The sequence below is a fragment of the Streptomyces yokosukanensis genome, assembly GCF_001514035.1.
GTDB lineage: Bacteria > Actinomycetota > Actinomycetes > Streptomycetales > Streptomycetaceae > Streptomyces > Streptomyces yokosukanensis.
This window is the reverse complement of the sequence record NZ_KQ948251.1, coordinates 8,704-22,521: the sequence shown is the minus strand read 5'-3', so window position 1 is coordinate 22,521 and position 13,818 is coordinate 8,704. Positions and strand designations below refer to the sequence as shown.

At 68.1% G+C, this 13,818-nt stretch carries 17 protein-coding genes and 4 pseudogenes; 9 read left to right on the top strand and 12 right to left on the bottom strand.

Translation table 11 applies throughout. The features are described 5' to 3' along the window. Positions 1-313: 313 nt before the first annotated feature. Positions 314-895, bottom strand: a complete 582-nt coding sequence (locus AQI95_RS43435; protein ID WP_159056751.1) for a hypothetical protein — start codon at positions 893-895, stop codon at positions 314-316. Positions 896-1,277: 382 nt separating this feature from the next. On the opposite strand from AQI95_RS43435, the gene AQI95_RS43430 reads away from it, so the two are divergent. Then, positions 1,278-1,619, top strand: a complete 342-nt coding sequence (locus AQI95_RS43430) for a nuclear transport factor 2 family protein (RefSeq protein WP_079071997.1) — start codon at positions 1,278-1,280, stop codon at positions 1,617-1,619. A gap of 624 nt (positions 1,620-2,243) precedes the next feature. On the opposite strand, the gene AQI95_RS43425 is transcribed toward AQI95_RS43430, so the two are convergent. The 3 genes from AQI95_RS43425 to AQI95_RS47050 form a co-directional block, all read right to left on the bottom strand. Further along, on the bottom strand, positions 2,244-2,657 hold the full coding sequence (locus tag AQI95_RS43425; protein ID WP_159056750.1) for a hypothetical protein: 414 nt from the start codon (positions 2,655-2,657) through the stop codon (positions 2,244-2,246). 237 nt (positions 2,658-2,894) lie between these two features. After that, the gene (locus AQI95_RS50045) at positions 2,895-3,677 is read right to left on the bottom strand and encodes a glycine-rich domain-containing protein (RefSeq protein WP_159056749.1); all 783 of its coding nucleotides are present in this window, start codon (positions 3,675-3,677) and stop codon (positions 2,895-2,897) included. 270 nt (positions 3,678-3,947) lie between these two features. Continuing rightward, positions 3,948-4,756 (bottom strand): IS5 family transposase gene (locus AQI95_RS47050; RefSeq protein WP_107121926.1). Its coding sequence is split into 2 segments (ribosomal slippage): positions 3,948-4,406 and positions 4,409-4,756, totalling 807 coding nucleotides; the frame shifts between segments, so codons are not numbered across the junction. A 248-nt stretch (positions 4,757-5,004) separates the two neighbouring features. Here AQI95_RS47050 and AQI95_RS50535 point away from each other — a divergent pair. Together AQI95_RS50535 and AQI95_RS43405 are read left to right on the top strand one after the other, a co-directional pair. Further along, complete coding sequence (locus AQI95_RS50535) at positions 5,005-5,175, top strand: hypothetical protein (protein ID WP_208614423.1); 171 nt, start codon at positions 5,005-5,007, stop codon at positions 5,173-5,175. A 236-nt stretch (positions 5,176-5,411) separates the two neighbouring features. Beyond that, a complete protein-coding gene (locus AQI95_RS43405) occupies positions 5,412-5,696 on the top strand; it encodes a hypothetical protein (RefSeq protein WP_244189104.1) in 285 nt (94 codons plus the stop codon). An 80-nt stretch (positions 5,697-5,776) separates the two neighbouring features. Here the strand turns inward: AQI95_RS43405 and AQI95_RS43400 are convergent, their stop codons facing one another. Continuing rightward, the gene (locus tag AQI95_RS43400) at positions 5,777-6,073 is read right to left on the bottom strand and encodes a hypothetical protein (protein ID WP_067136940.1); all 297 of its coding nucleotides are present in this window, start codon (positions 6,071-6,073) and stop codon (positions 5,777-5,779) included. Then, positions 6,070-6,267: a toxin-antitoxin system HicB family antitoxin gene (locus AQI95_RS43395; protein ID WP_244189103.1), complete on the bottom strand. Its 198-nt coding sequence runs from the start codon at positions 6,265-6,267 to the stop codon at positions 6,070-6,072. The genes AQI95_RS43400 and AQI95_RS43395 overlap by 4 nt, the downstream gene beginning before the upstream one ends. A gap of 152 nt (positions 6,268-6,419) precedes the next feature. On the opposite strand from AQI95_RS43395, the gene AQI95_RS43390 reads away from it, so the two are divergent. Together AQI95_RS43390 and AQI95_RS43385 are read left to right on the top strand one after the other, a co-directional pair. After that, entirely contained in the window at positions 6,420-6,755 is a 336-nt protein-coding gene (locus tag AQI95_RS43390; protein ID WP_067136939.1) for a DUF6233 domain-containing protein, read from the top strand. A gap of 80 nt (positions 6,756-6,835) precedes the next feature. Then, positions 6,836-7,273, top strand: a pseudogene (locus AQI95_RS43385) (IS5 family transposase); the annotation flags it as partial. A gap of 74 nt (positions 7,274-7,347) precedes the next feature. On the opposite strand, the gene AQI95_RS43380 reads toward AQI95_RS43385, so the two are convergent. Beyond that, on the bottom strand, positions 7,348-7,551 hold the full coding sequence (locus tag AQI95_RS43380) for a hypothetical protein (RefSeq protein WP_159056748.1): 204 nt from the start codon (positions 7,549-7,551) through the stop codon (positions 7,348-7,350). A 362-nt stretch (positions 7,552-7,913) separates the two neighbouring features. Between AQI95_RS43380 and AQI95_RS43375 the strand changes: the two genes are divergently transcribed. Together AQI95_RS43375 and AQI95_RS49680 are read left to right on the top strand one after the other, a co-directional pair. After that, entirely contained in the window at positions 7,914-8,210 is a 297-nt protein-coding gene (locus AQI95_RS43375; protein WP_067136955.1) for a DUF1330 domain-containing protein, read from the top strand. 144 nt (positions 8,211-8,354) lie between these two features. Continuing rightward, positions 8,355-8,615, top strand: a pseudogene (locus tag AQI95_RS49680) (transposase); the annotation flags it as partial. Here the strand turns inward: AQI95_RS49680 and AQI95_RS49675 are convergent. Next, positions 8,573-8,764, bottom strand: a complete 192-nt coding sequence (locus tag AQI95_RS49675; protein ID WP_079071992.1) for a VOC family protein — start codon at positions 8,762-8,764, stop codon at positions 8,573-8,575. The pseudogene AQI95_RS49680 and the gene AQI95_RS49675 overlap by 43 nt on opposite strands. Positions 8,765-8,980: 216 nt before the next feature. Next, positions 8,981-9,187, bottom strand: a complete 207-nt coding sequence (locus AQI95_RS47760) for a hypothetical protein (RefSeq protein WP_159056747.1) — start codon at positions 9,185-9,187, stop codon at positions 8,981-8,983. 441 nt (positions 9,188-9,628) lie between these two features. Here AQI95_RS47760 and AQI95_RS43365 point away from each other — a divergent pair, with 441 nt between their 5' ends. After that, the gene (locus AQI95_RS43365; protein WP_067136935.1) at positions 9,629-11,311 is read left to right on the top strand and encodes a gamma-glutamyltransferase family protein; all 1,683 of its coding nucleotides are present in this window, start codon (positions 9,629-9,631) and stop codon (positions 11,309-11,311) included. 592 nt (positions 11,312-11,903) lie between these two features. Here the strand turns inward: AQI95_RS43365 and AQI95_RS43360 are convergent. From AQI95_RS43360 to AQI95_RS43350, 3 genes and pseudogenes are all read right to left on the bottom strand, one after another. Then, a pseudogene (locus tag AQI95_RS43360) lies at positions 11,904-12,104 on the bottom strand (transposase); the annotation flags it as partial. Beyond that, positions 12,098-12,591: pseudogene (locus AQI95_RS43355) on the bottom strand (helix-turn-helix domain-containing protein); the annotation flags it as partial. The pseudogenes AQI95_RS43360 and AQI95_RS43355, both read right to left, overlap by 7 nt. A 238-nt stretch (positions 12,592-12,829) precedes the next feature. Beyond that, positions 12,830-13,159, bottom strand: coding sequence for an immunity 53 family protein (locus tag AQI95_RS43350; protein ID WP_067136932.1), 330 nt, complete (start codon positions 13,157-13,159; stop codon positions 12,830-12,832). Positions 13,160-13,308: 149 nt separating this feature from the next. On the opposite strand from AQI95_RS43350, the gene AQI95_RS50040 reads away from it, so the two are divergent. Next, a partial coding sequence (locus AQI95_RS50040; RefSeq protein ID WP_279617065.1) for a TraM recognition domain-containing protein occupies positions 13,309-13,818 on the top strand: 510 nt, incomplete at its 3' end.

The window sequence follows — 13,818 nt, the reverse complement described above, 5'->3', positions numbered from 1 at the left end:
CCAGCGGTTGGCCAGGGCTCGAGTGGCTGCGTGCTTGAGCTGCATCCCCACGGCGATTTCCGAGCCGGGATAGTCGCGGGTGAGCATGGCCATGGTCCGGCGGAACATGTGCGGAGTGACCTTGCTGGGAGGGATCTCGGCAAGGCCGGTGCTTCGCCGGTGACGGTTGACGTGCTGGATGAAGCACGTGATGGCGGTCTGGCTGGTGAAGCCGCTGCCGTGGAAGCGCGGGGTGACCGCTGGTTCGACCGAACCAAAGTCGAGACCTGCCTGTCCGGTCTCAGTAGAGATTGGCTACGTGATCTGCGGTGGTTCAGGTTGAGTGAGACGAAGCCGCCGTGGCTGTCTGGTCCTGGTTGCCCGCTCGCTGGCCGGTGGCTGTGCGGCGGTGTAGGTGGAGGGTCAGGGCGAGCAGGCCGAGTGGGGTGGCCACGGCCAGGGCGCCGACCGCCTGGTGCTCCCGGGCGGCGACCGTCGCGTCGCATCCGGACGTGCCGAGCTCGCCGAGCTCACCGTCGGGGCCGTAGTGCTGCTTCGTGAACGCCTGCCGGTCGAACAGCGCGGGCACGCCGCACGACATCGGCTTTTGGAAGGCCCCGTCGTTGTCGAAGGACGACGGGAAGAGCATCAGGCCGAGCGCCAAGAGGAAGCCGCCGATCGCAGGGACCGCGAAAATCCAGGACCAGATGAGCAGGTCACGGTTGGCCCGGGGCGCATCGGTGTCGGTCACGCCGGAAGACGATACGCCCTGGACGTGACCTTGGGCACGGCGGGGCTCGGCAACGACGTCCCCGGTCGCGATCCTGAAGCTGCCGACAGGCGTCCGACCAAACGATTTCGACTCATCGGCCGACAGACCCAGTGCTACAAGCCGCGGTCCACCGAGAAGGGACATCGCGATATGCAACGTCTCAGTCAACTGAACCACCAGGGGCAGATAAGCGGTTCCACCGAGATTGGCTCACCTACACCGAGACCGGACACTGCCGACATGGCCAACGTGCCTGACAACCCCTTGGATACCTGTGAGGCATGCCCCTGAACGTGGCGCTTCCCTCACATACCTTCTCCGAACTACCGCCAGAGTGGCTTCGTTCGCGTTTGGCGGCAGCACTTGTGCATGAGTTCTGGAGGCAGTTGATGATCACCCCGTCGAGAGATGTTCGCGAGTTTTGGACGGCACCGCCGTGCCGTCGCCGCGTCGAGTGATCAATTCGCTGTGCCTTGGCAAGCCGCGTCCGTAGGGTTCCTGCATGACGGATGAGAGTGAGCGGGCCGTGCAGGCGGCCGTCGATGGGGAGATGCGGCTTCTTGATCCCGAGGTGCGTGCTTCCCCGGCCCGTGTCCTGGAGCTTCTGGATCCAGACTTCACCGAGATCGGGGCTTCTGGACGCCGGTGGGATGTGGAGTCGATCCTCACGGTGACGAGTGGCGGTTCGGTGTCCCCGGAGTCTCCGGTCAAGGTCAGCAAGATGTCCGGAGTCGTCCTTGCTCCGGGCGTCGTTCACCTGACGTACTTCGCCGACAACCAGGGTCGTCGGGCATGGCGGAGCTCTTTGTGGCGTCTGACGGAGACGGGCTGGCGGATGTACTTCCACCAGGGCACTTTGACCGGTTGAGCGGGTGGGACCGCCGCCCGCAAGAGCGGCGGTCGCCCAGCCGACCGGGGGCCTTCAGCCAGAGGGGCCGTCTAGTGTCCGACTGTGTCGCGGTTAGTCCGTCTTGTTCAGGTTGTGGGCATCCCGGACTGCGAGTTGGTTGATCGTCGGCATGCCGACGAATACCGGCGACATCTCCCGCCTCTCGTTGGCGTCAATCTGGCTGATCTTGTCCTGGGCGGCGGTGAGGCTGACGGTCAGTTGCTCGACGTCGCCCAGCCATCCTTCTGAGGTACGTGGCGACAGGCTCGATCGGCCCTCCGAACGGGTCCAGCACCTGGCACGGCTCCCAGGGGTCTTCCGTCTCCAGTAACTGGCCTAACTCAGGCAGCACAAAATTCTTCAGATCCCTGTCGGGACGCTGTTCATCGAGCATGCCGGGAAGCAAGCAGAAACCCCAACTGACCTGCGAAGACCTATGAGTTGGTTCGGTCAACGTGCCTGACACTCGGTTCTCACCCGAGATAGCTTCCTGCCCACGTCCTCGGCGTTGCCCCTGTCGCGCGGAGTGCGCTCCCGGGCATCGGAGGCCAGCCGCCGCGGACGGAGCCCCCCCCCCGCCGAGATCGGCGGGGGGGCTGGGTCTCATGCTGGGCTTGGGCTGACGGTGCTGTCCTGGTCGGCTTGTACTGCGGCCTTGATGGTGTGGGCGTACTCCTGGTCGTTGAGGAGCAGCGTGATAGCGAACGTCATGGCCCAAGCAACCTTGATCGTCTCGGACAGTTCGCGGCCGTAGTGCTTGTACAGCTCGCGGTCCAGATAGTCCCTGTGCATGGTCAGCAGCTGGGACTCAGCGGTTTCCTTGCGGTCGACGGCTCGCCCGGCGCACTGCATGAACGTGGAGTACGCCGCGGATCCCATCAGGTCTTTGAGGGTTTCGAGCTGGCTGGAGGCGGCTTGCATACGAAGGGACCAGGTGCGGCAGGATCCGAAGTGTTCCTCAAGGGCCCGGGTGAGGTCGGCTCGTCGGAAGAGGCGGTCGAGTACGGCGTCTGTCATGCCCTCGCTGATAGAGCATGGGCGGGTTGCTGAGGGGGAAGTCCACCGCGCGTCGTGCCTGGTCCACTCGCCGGCAGGACAGCCAGGTACGAGGGTGGTCTCAGGGCCGACGAGTGTCGATTATGCTCTGGCGCGGGCATCCGCCCGGGGATGGCCCCTCACCGCTTTGCCGGCATGGCGCCGCCCTGAGGGAACATCGGGACAGCCGTTGGCACTGAGAACGATCATCGGGTGCCGCTAGTGGAAGCGGACGACTACGCACCCCGCGTGTCCGGCTTGGCCGTCGTAGCCGGCGCGGCCAGCGGTGCCGCCGCCGGCGGAGCCCCCGGTGCCGGCGCGGCCAGCAGTGCCGCAGGAGGCGGGAACCGGTCCGGCGGAGCTGCCGCCGGCGCCACCCAAGCCGCCCTGGGCGGTGCCGCTCACGCCTTTGGTGCCGTCAGCACCCGTGTCGCCTCGCTTGAACCCGCCGCAGGGGCCCTCGCTGGGGCTTGAGCCGCCGGCGCCAGCGGTGTTGCCTCCGAAAATGGCGTGGCCGAGCCCGCCGCCGCCGCCGATGCCGCCGGGCATGGTGTCGGTGCGGCCGCTGAGGCTGACGGAGGTGGCGCCGCCATTGCCGCCCTTGCCGCCGTCATTCGAGCCGCCTACGGATGAGGCGATGCCGCCAGCGCCGCCGTACCCGCCACGGCCCACGGTGATGCGCACGTCGTCGGCGGACGTGACGAAGAAGTGGCACTCCATGCGCCCGCCGCCGCCACCACCTCCGCCGCCACCCCCATCGCCGACGCCACCGCCACCGCCGCCGGCACCAGCGCCGATGAGGGTCACGGTGACCGTGAGGCCGCCTTTCGGCAGCTCGCAGGACACGGCTCCCGCGGTCTTGAACGTGACGCCGCTCGTGCAGATGCCCGCGGCGGCTGCCGGAGAGGCCAGCGTCACGGGCGCCACCACGCCCCCGACGGTCAGTGCAACTGCCGCAGCCAAGAGCTTGCGTACTCGGTGCCGGGGATTGTTCATCGTCATGTCCGAGAACGCTACGGAGGCACGTGGGCCGTCGCCCCACAACTGGCGGCCCATCACTCAATCGTGGGACTCGTCAGGTTCGGCTGACCAGCGCAGATGGCCCGAACCACCGACCCGGACCCAGGACCGGACCCAGACGACGGTGAAGCCCATACCGTCACCGGGGCCGGGGGCGACTCGCGGTGACGTGGCACCGCCTACCCTGCCCCCACTACGTGTCCGACCCTGTCCTGGCGGGAGTAGATGACTGAGAGCGGTTTAGACGCCATTTCAGGTGGTGAGCTTGCGGTGACATATGAGTGTCGCGGCGATGGCAGTGAAGGCGAGGAAGTGTTCCGGCTTCCGCTCGTAGCGGCGGTGGAGGCGTCGGCAGCCGGACAGCCAGGAAACGGTTCGTTCCACGACCCAGCGGTGCCGGCCCAGCCGTTGGGAGGACTCGATGCCCTTGCGGGCGATGCGGTACCGGATGCCGCGGGAGGACAGCCACCGTCGTAGGTGCTGATAGCCGTATCCCTTGTCTCCGTGCAGCTTTTCGGGCCGTCGGCGTCGGGGGCCGCGACGTGAGCGGATAGGTGGGATGCCGCGGACCAGCGGGACGAGAGCCTGGCTGTCGTGGAGGTTCGCGCCGGAGACGCCGATCGACAGGGGCAGGCCGCGGCGGTCAACGATGAGGTGGATTTTCGATCCGGCTTTGCCGCGGTCGGTCGGATTCGGTCCCGTCAGCTGCCCCCTTTGACAGCCCGAACACTGACGGAGTCGATCGCGCATCGCGACCAGTCCAGCTCGCCGCGGGAACCGAGTTCGTCCAGGACCAGGCGGTGAAGCTTGGCCCACACCCTGGCCTCGGTCCATTCGGTGAACCGGCGGAAGGCGGTTACTCCCGACAGCCCGAAGCCCGGTGGCAGCTGGTTCCAGGTGCATCCCGAGGTGGCCACGAAGATGATCGCGGCCAGCACCTCACGGTTCCCTCTCCGACGGGCTCCTCCGCCCTGCGGGCGTTCCGGCGCTGGCGGGACCACCTGCTGGAACAACTCCCACAGATCTCCCGGCGCCAACCGTTCGACAAGCGCAGCAGTCATCGCCCCAGACTGCCGCAAGATCACACCACCTGAAATGGCGTCTAAGGCCCAAAGGTACTCAAAACCGAGGATCGAAAACAGGTACTCAGCACGTCGTCTGGGAAGGGCTGGCGGAAGGGCAGCGCGAGCGTCTGACGGCCCTCGGCGTCACGCCCCTGCCCCCGGAGCAGCACACCCCCGCGTGGGCCTCCAGGGGCGGTTCTGCAGCGTTCGAACGGGGCTGTGCGGCCTGGACACGTACGGGCTCCGTGACAGCCTCCAGGGGGCACGTCGAGGAGCTGCCCGACGGCACGGAAGTGAAGCTCGGGGTGTGGCTATCGAACGTCAAGAGCCGGCGGGCCAAGTTGGGCGCAGACCAGTTGGAGCGGCTGGCCGGCCTCGGCCTGGAATGGGCGGCGCAGGCCTCCGTCACGGAGTAGGACAGGGGCACCAATCAGCACGGCCGCGGGCGCCCGGGGATCGCACATCCCCGAGCGCCCGCGGCCAGGTCGATGTTCACGACTACGAGAGGCACCCCGCCACCTCTGCGATCCGACCGCTCTCTTGGCGCTCGCCGATGACGGCTGGTCGGCACACGTAACTGCAACCACAGCGTGGCGTTGGACAGATCACAAAGAAGATGACCGTCTCATCGAACAGGAGCATCACAGTGATCATGAAGGTTCTGGCCGGCGCGGCGTTCGCGATCGCCGCAACGACGGCCGTCGCTGTACCCGCATCGGCGACGGACTTCGGAACCCGCAACGGCAACACCACCATCGCAGGCGAAGCAGGCGGCATCCTCAACACCTATGGCGCTCCGTTCGCCAACGTCGACCTCCGCTGCGCGGTTCCGCTACCGGAGGGTGAGGGCATCGGGGGGCACCTGCTCGGCGGATCCAAGACCGAGTGCAACCTCGCGCCCACCGACCAGTACCAGGCACCGCAGAAGCTGCTCTGACAGCAGCACAGAGGGGGTAACGCTCCCGCCACCCGGGTGCCCGCCGCGCCGGTCGGCTCGGCCGGCACCCGGCTTCGGGGCTAGAGATCCTGGACGGCGCGCAAGGCCTGGTCCACCCGGGCCATGGCCGCAGCGTCGACGGGGCCGACGAGCTTCGCCCCCTCGAACCGGTTGAGGCGCAGTTGCGTGATGTTGACGGCGACCGCCGTGCACGGGATCGGATCGCCGATCACCACCGACATGGCCGTATCGGGATAGCGGCCGCTCTCGTGCAGCACGATCACGAGCACAGCGCCGTACGACTCTTCCAGGCCCGTCAGGCTGATGATCAGGACGTTGCGGCCGTCGGGCAGGGCCCAGATGTCACCACGGTTCACAGGGTGTCGCCCTCGCCCGCCAGATCGTCACCGAGACCGAGCGCGGCGAGCTGCCGCGCGGCATCGAGGGTGGCCGCACGGCGGGCGGCGCGCACCACGTACGCGTTCACGCTCATACCGGCCTCGGCAGCAGCCGCCCTGATCGAAGGAGCGAGATCATCGGGGATACGCAGGGTCATCGTGGTGACAGACATGGTTGCAAGAATAGACACCACACACGGTGGCGTACATCGGTTGCGATCGGGACACCAGAGGCGCCGAGCCGCACGAACCCGGCCCCCACCCTGCACCACAGGCCCGGGGCAGGTTGTCCCGTGCGGTGCCGGTAGGACCTAGAATCGAACACGTGAACGACCTGCCGCCCGGCCTATCCCGTCTCCGCACCCTGGAGACCTGGCTGGTGCTCTCCCTCGACCGGGTCCGGCAGCAGATCGCGGCAGCCGAACAACGCCAGGCGGAAGAACAGCACGGTGAACGGGCCCGGCCGCCCGCACCCGACTGGCTGCTGGAACTCGGCCTCAACCGCGACGCGGCAGCCGTGTACGTCCACGCCGGCGACTGTTGGAACACCGGGAAACGCAGCAAAGACATCGACCGGTCGACCGCCCTGCGGGCACTCACCGAGGGAGTCACTCCCTGCCCGCACTGCCGGCCGGACACCGAGCTGGGCGTCCTCGACTAAGCGGTGCTGCGCTTCCTGGGCATTGCGACCGCATAGTGCGCGATCACGCCCGCATGCCCAGTCGACAACGGTGCTGAGCCCTCGTGTCCGATGGCAACTGCCGGCCCCTGGCCTTCCATCTCACCGCCGGACAGGCCGGTGACGCGCCTGCCTTCGCTGACGTGATGGCGCGGCTGCGTGTTCCCCGACGGCGTGGACGCCCCCGGACCCGGCCAGCGGCAGTCCCCGCCGACAAGGCGTATTCGTCGCGGGCCATCCGTGAACACCTCAGGCGGCGCGGCATCCGGGCGGTCATGCCCGTGCCGGCCGATCAACGCGGCCACCGTCTGCGAAGCGGCAGCCGGGGTGGCAGGCCACCCGCCTTCGACCGCGAGACCTACAAGCAACGCAACACGGTCGAACGCTGCATCAACCGCTTGAAACAGTGGCGAGGCATCGCCACCCGCTACGCGAAGACAGCAGCCATCTACCTGGCCGGACTCCACGTTGCGAGCATCTTCCTCTGGTCAGCCAGGTGATCCAAACGAAACCGCCCAGGCGCTGAGCGGCCAGCAACCCGGATCAGAGTGACGCCGGAACTCGCGTACAACCCTCACGGCTGGTCGACGCCACGGCTGCCATCGCCGAGGGTCCGCCGCGGCGCCGGCGCCGACGCCGGGCGGGCGCCGAGCACCCCACGCGCCCGCAACTCCCCCAGGTCCGGCAGACGGACACCGGGCAGATCGAGCAGATCGGCCTCCGCGGCGCGGAGCTGCGCGGACTGGGGACCAGTACCAAGAGCGCGGCGGGATGTCACGCTGACCATGGTGCGGACGGGGCGATCGTCGGGTGCGCCTACGTCCGATCGTGGGCTGCGAGGGCATCCCCCAGGTTCGGCCGGCTCTGCAGCAGCTCGTACCACTCGGCATCGCACAGCTGGCGCCTGATCAACGCCGCCTCGAACATCGCAAACCGGCTCGGTGGGGTGGGAGAGATGGCACTCATACCACCCCACCGGCCGGACAGCCGACCAGCAACGGCCTGCCGCGCCCGAAGATCCAGGAAACACGCACCTAGTACTCCAGTGCGACTTTGTGATCTGTGCGCTTTGACCGTGCCTGAGCGGCGGTCGTAGAGGCGCACGAAGGACACGCCCTGGTGCGTGGAAGCATGACCCACATGGCTGCTTATGTGATCTCCGAGGTGGAGATTTTGAACCAGACGTTGGCGGACGAGTACAGAAGGTTGGCTGAGGCTTCGATCCATCGCTACGGAGGCCGCTACGTTGTCCGAGGCGCGCAACCGGAACCTGTTGAAGGAGCCTGGCCTCCCGGACGGCGTCTCGTGATCGTCGAGTTCCCCGATATGGATCGAGCCAAGGAATGGTATGCGTCGCCCGAGTACGCAGAGGCACTGAAGATGCGTCAGTCAGCACTCGACCGGCGACTCCTGTTTGCTGAGGGCCTGCCTGAGTAACTGTTCCAGTCCGACTTCGTGCTCTTGCGGTGCCCCTAGCCGACAGCGAGAGCAGCCACCGCGTGATCATCGGGGGTTGTGTGGACTCCTGAAGACCGTGCGGTGGCCGCGGGCCATAGCGTAGCCCCTGCCCGCTGGCAGGCGATGTTCGACCAGGTCACCGCCCGGATCGCAGGCAGGTTCAGGCGAGTTGAGCCTCGGGCCGCGGCCCGCGCTTACCTGCTCGGGCTGCTGTCTGGCGTCGAACGAAAGAACTGCTGGCAGCTGGCCGAGCAAGCGGGCCTTGCGCGGCCAGGGCCGATGCAGCGCCTGCTGCGCTACGCCCGCTGGGACGCCGATGCAGTCCGCGACGACCTGCGTGCCTACGCCGCCGAACGCCTCGGCGCCGACGGCGGTGTTTTCTTGTCGTTGATGCCGACGATGTAGCCGTCCGGATCCTGGAAGTAGAACATGCGCTGGCCGGTGTGGTCGGTCTCGTTGTCCTTGACGATCTGTGCGCGTGCGGCGATGCGGTCGTGGACGGCATCAAAGTCGTCCACGCCCAGGTAGAACATGCCGGCAAAGCCGATGGGAGTGTCCACAAGGACGGGCAACCACCTGCAGGCTGTGACCCTCGAGGCGGCAGCGGCAACCGTGCTTCGCCGACGGACCAGATGGTCCTCCACCGCAGCGCTGCGACTTGTGCACGCCATCGTGAACCTCAGCGATGCGGTCCTGGAATACCCACCGGCTCCGGCGAGGCCGCAAGGGCGGCCGCCCGCCCTGCTTCGTCAAACACTGATCACCAGCCCCACGGCAGCGGACATCTGGTGGTCGTGCACCCAGACCACACGGCCACCGAAGAGCGGGCCGAGCGCGCGCTGATCCTTGTGCAGGAACGGCGCCTTCCGGTCGCCCAGCACATCGCCCGGTTCCTCCTGAAGCAGCGTGACGGCCCGGTCGTGGAGCCCACTGACTTGCGACCGACATTCCGTCACCCCACGAGCCGTATTTCGTCGGTAGACCCCAGGGTCCCGCCGGGGCGGACTGTTGCGTGCGGCCCCCACGTCAACCGGCGGCACGGCGGGGCAGGACCCGAAAAAGGGCTGGGTGATTTCGGACGGCCGCCGGGTACAGCAGCCAGGGCCCGGGCATAGCTCGTCTGCGGACCTGAGTGGCGTCCGAGGTGCTGCCGCCCACGGCTGCCGGAGGTGTTGGTGCAGATGCGTCGTGCGGTGTTCGCAGTCCTGACCGCAGCTGTCTTGACGCTTGAGGCCCTCACATCCACCGTGCGCACCGGCGCTGCGGGGACTCGGCCGGGATTGTCGTTGCTTTCACGGGGCTTGGCCGGTGCTCCCCGGACGGTTGCGGACAGTGTGCCGGGGTGCGTCGGCGGAGGGGACCCGGCGAGCGGGAAGCCGGCCCGTGGGCGACGGTTCATGGTGGCAGCGGCGAATCCGCTGGCCGTACGAGCCGGTTGCGAAGTGCTGGGCGCAGGGGGAAGCGCGGCGGACGCGGCGGTGGCCGTGCAGGCGGTGCTCGCCGTGGTCGAGCCACAGTCCTCCGGTCTGGGCGGCGGTTCGGAGGTTGTCTACTGGGACAGCCGTCGGCACCGCGTCCGAGTCTTTGACGGGCTCTCCCGCGCGCCGACAACCGTCACCGCAGGGCTGAACGTGCCCACGGCAGCGGAGCGCCATCACCATGGCGTATCCGCGTTCGATCAGAGTGTGGACCTCACGGGCCGGGCGGTCGGTGTGCCCGGCACCGTGCGGGTCCTCGGCCGGCTCCACCACGCCTACGGCAGCCGGCCCTGGGACACGCTCTTCACCGCCGCGGGCAGGCTCGCGGCCACGGGTTTCCCGGTCAGCCCGTATCTGCACGAGATGACCCAGGGCATGTGCGTCTACCGGGACCTGAGGGCCCGATACTGCGACGGCGACACGCCGAAACCGGTGGGCGCCAAAGTGGTCAACCATGAGCTGGCCCGGGTGCTGCGCGAGGTAGCGGTGGGCGGTGCAGACGCGTTCTACGACCCGGCAGGGACCATTGCGCCGGCGATCGTCGCCCGGGCGGGCCGCGGCCCCCTCAAGCCGCGCACCGACAGCCGCGGCCCCGCCGTGATCCCCTCCCTCATGACCGTCAAGGACTTCGCGGCCTACCGGGTACGCGAACGCGCCCCCCTGTGCGGTGACGTCTTCGGGCAGCGTATGTGCACGGCCCCGCCGCCCTCCTACGGCGGCATCGATGTGCTGAACCTCCTGGCCCTCGCCGACCGCAAGGGCATCGCCCATCTCGCACCGGGCACCCTCGCCCAGACCCATCTCGCCATCGAGGCCAGCCGGCTCGCAGGCGTGGACGCCCGCTCCACCGTCGGTGACCCGCACTACACCCACGTTCCGATGGCGGCGCTGCGTGCCCCCGGCTACCTCGACCGTCGTGCGGCCCAGATCTCCCCGACCGCCGCGCAGCACCCTGTCCGCCCGGGCCTGCCTCCCCGACCGGCTCACTACCCCGCCGCCCGCGACACCACCAGCCAGATCAGCATCATCGACGCCCACGGCAACGCCGTATCCATGACGACCACGGTCAACATGAACTTCGGAGCCGCCCTCGAGGCACGCGGAATCATCCTCAACAACGCCCTCACCAACTTCACCCGCCCCGAACGAGCGCCCAGCGCCGTTGGTGCCACCGAACAGGCCAACACCATGGAACCGGGCAAAAGGCCCATCACCTCCATGGCCCCCACCCTGGTCCTCGACCCTGCTCAACGGCTGCGCCTGGTCGCAGGCTCGGCGGGCGGCGGCCCCATCCCGGACTACGTTGCCCAGCAGGTCCTCGGCATCATCGTCTACCGGATGAACCCGCAAGAGGCCCTCAACCAGTGGCACGTCAGCGGCCAGACAACCATCACCGACTGCGCCGGAGGACCCGACGCCCGCTCCGACGTCGAACAGGGAACCACCGCCGAACACCTCCTCCCCGGCCTCACCGCCCTGGGACACCCCTGCGCCCGAGCAGTCCCCCTGCGCAGTGGAGCAGCCACCATCGAGGAACGCGCCGACGGCCAGTTGCTCGGCGCCGCAGACCCCCGCCGCGACGGCACAGCCACAGGAGACTGACTGACCGTTCTCTATCTACTCGTGTACTCGGTCTGCTTCGAACGGGGTCACCACCTCCAGCCCTCAGCGCGAGAGCGCTGGGCTTGGACGCGCATTCCCGGCAGCGGCCTGACCGGCCGGGGGCTTGAGTGTGCAGGGTCCCGGGGTTATGTCCGGACCTCGGGCCCCTGTCCGACACCCCAACCACTCACGCCGCGCTGACGGCCGCCGGGTTCACCGGAACCAATCTGTGGAGCTATACCGTCGGGGCAGACTTCGCAGAATTGGCAGATGTCTACCATCGGGTCTGTGCCTCCCCATTGGTTGAGCGCGCTGGCGGGTGGGAGCCCGGCGAGGTTCCCAGTGGCTGTGCCGTTGCCGGGCGTCGCGTGCCCGGCCGCATGCTCATTGGTGCGCGAGTTGTTAAAGGTGGAGGACGGCGCCCCGCTCAGGCCGCCAGCCTCGACCCGGGCGGCCGTGGTAAACCCGGCACCAAAGATCGCCGCGCTCAGCCCAAGGACAGCGACTGTTCCGCGGATGGTCGTCCTCCGGCTAGCTGCCGACGACGTGTCCTCTTGTCTCTCTTCTGCCTGGGCATGGGCATACTCCGCTCGGTCGGTGCCGTATAGACGGGCCTGAGGAGTTTGGCGATCTTGTCCCAGTCCTGGCGGGCGGCACAGCGGAAGAAGTTCCGCAGCAGGTGAACCACACACGTCTGCGCGATCGCCCTGGGCCAGACCGTCTCCACTGCCTCGGGCAGGCCCTTGAGCCCGTCGCAGACCAGCATCAGCACGTCGTGCACGCCGCGCTGTCGCGCTCGGGGTCGGTGGACTCCTTCCACGTCTTGGTCCGCTGGAAGGTGATGCCGCGGCGGGCGAGCAGGCATCGCAGCGCCTCGCGGCCGATACGGATCAGCCGGCCGTGGACACGGCGCAGGTAGGCGGCGAGCTTGCGTACTGAGCAGCGGGTGAAGGGCTGGCCGAGTTTGGCAGGGCGGGTGGTGGCCGTCGCCACGACGAAATCCTCGTCGTCAGGGCTGAGCAGGCGGGGACGGCCTCCCGCCCACCGAGGGTCCAGGCAGGCCAGCCCGATCTCGTTGAACCGGTGGATCACGTCGCGCACCGTGTCCTCATCAGCCTGCACCAGCTTGGCGATCACCGGCACCCGGTTCCGCCTGCCGAGGCCAGCAGCATCATCGCGCGCCGGTAGCGCACCGAGTTGGTGCTACCCCGGCGCACGATCTGCTGCAGCCGCTGGCCCTCCTGATCGGTCAGTCTGCGAACTCGAACGGGCTCTGCCACCACACCTCCACCTGCCGGATGGGTCGTCGCCACCTCACGTCCAACCGGCCCGGCACCCCCCACCGCGAGCCGCAACACCGTGAACCATCCCGGTCACAGCACGTGCTCTGACCGCATGGGTCCGCCGGGTTGCTCGTTGTGCTGGTAGGAAGCACCCCGACGTCCTGGCCGCCCAACGGCGTGAACGCGCCCGCGTCCGCAGTGAAAGGGGGCGTCCGCTGGGGCGGCCGACGCGCGCTCATGGCGTGACGGATTCGCCAGTCACGGCACTTGTGGTCGCCCAGGCACGGAACAGCCTGAGAGCCTCGCTCAGGTTGCCGGGCCCACAGGCGACATGAAACGTCTTCTCGGACGTCCAGGCCATCACCCAGTCGTGCTCACCTCGGATTACCTCCTGGCGGGGATACTCCCGGTCCGCCAGGTCCGTCTCCTCGAGATCAACCCTGACGGTCCAGCCCGGGTTGTCGAGCGTCTCGATCGCCACACCCCATTCGTGTTCCCAGTCGCCGTCGCACTGCGAGCGGTACCAGCTCTGCAACCAGTCAAGGACGTGTTCGGATTCGGCCATGGACGCAGATGCTATGCGCACCGCTGACGGACCGAGGAGCGGGTGAACGTTCCCGGTCAGAGCACTAGACACACTCCCCCGAGACAGTCCTGTACCCACTGCCCTGCACCGGTGATCGACGTAGGATCGTCAGGACGCTTCGGTCAGAAATGTCAGGAGCCAGGTCCCGGTTAGCGGCAGTATTGCTGCCATTCTTCCCGGCCGCCCAGTGCCAGCACACCGCTACTTCCGCAGCAGTGAACCCCACGGAAGCACAACCCCACCCCGCGCGACCTGCGTTCTGCATCGGTGCACAACCGCGCGCCCGCGCGCATCGCAGGCCCCCGCCGCCGCGATACGCCCCGAGACCTCTCTGTCCAACCGCCCTTCGGGCCTCACCCGACCGTCACCGAACACAGGAACCCCCGTCGGCACCTGGCCGACGGGGGATCCTCAGCTATCACCTGCAGTCTTACCGCCAGGGCCAGAAGGTCTGGGGGGACGCGGGCATGGACGCCATGTGGTCCGCCTCCACGATCAAGGTGATCGGCTCGGGCATCGACGACCCGGGCTCCGCCGACAAGCTCTCCCGGCTGATCGGCGACCACGACGTCGAGACCACCTCCACCTCGCACTCGGAGTCCGGCAAGTCAACCTCGGTGTCGATGCGACAGGAGCGG

Excerpts from the sequence above, each read along its gene's own strand:
- AQI95_RS43435 (WP_159056751.1), bottom strand. The coding sequence starts at position 895 with ATGTCCCTTCTCGGTGGACCGCGGCTTGTAGCACTGGGTCTGTCGGCC.
- AQI95_RS43425 (WP_159056750.1), bottom strand. The coding sequence starts at position 2,657 with ATGACAGACGCCGTACTCGACCGCCTCTTCCGACGAGCCGACCTCACC.
- AQI95_RS50045 (WP_159056749.1), bottom strand. The coding sequence starts at position 3,677 with ATGACGATGAACAATCCCCGGCACCGAGTACGCAAGCTCTTGGCTGCG.
- AQI95_RS43405 (WP_244189104.1), top strand. The coding sequence starts at position 5,412 with ATGAAGGTTCTGGCCGGCGCGGCGTTCGCGATCGCCGCAACGACGGCC.
- AQI95_RS43395 (WP_244189103.1), bottom strand. The coding sequence starts at position 6,267 with ATGTCTGTCACCACGATGACCCTGCGTATCCCCGATGATCTCGCTCCT.
- AQI95_RS43375 (WP_067136955.1), top strand. The coding sequence starts at position 7,914 with ATGGCTGCTTATGTGATCTCCGAGGTGGAGATTTTGAACCAGACGTTG.
- AQI95_RS49675 (WP_079071992.1), bottom strand. The coding sequence starts at position 8,764 with ATGTTCTACCTGGGCGTGGACGACTTTGATGCCGTCCACGACCGCATC.
- AQI95_RS43365 (WP_067136935.1), top strand. The coding sequence starts at position 9,629 with ATGGTGGCAGCGGCGAATCCGCTGGCCGTACGAGCCGGTTGCGAAGTG.
- AQI95_RS43350 (WP_067136932.1), bottom strand. The coding sequence starts at position 13,159 with ATGGCCGAATCCGAACACGTCCTTGACTGGTTGCAGAGCTGGTACCGC.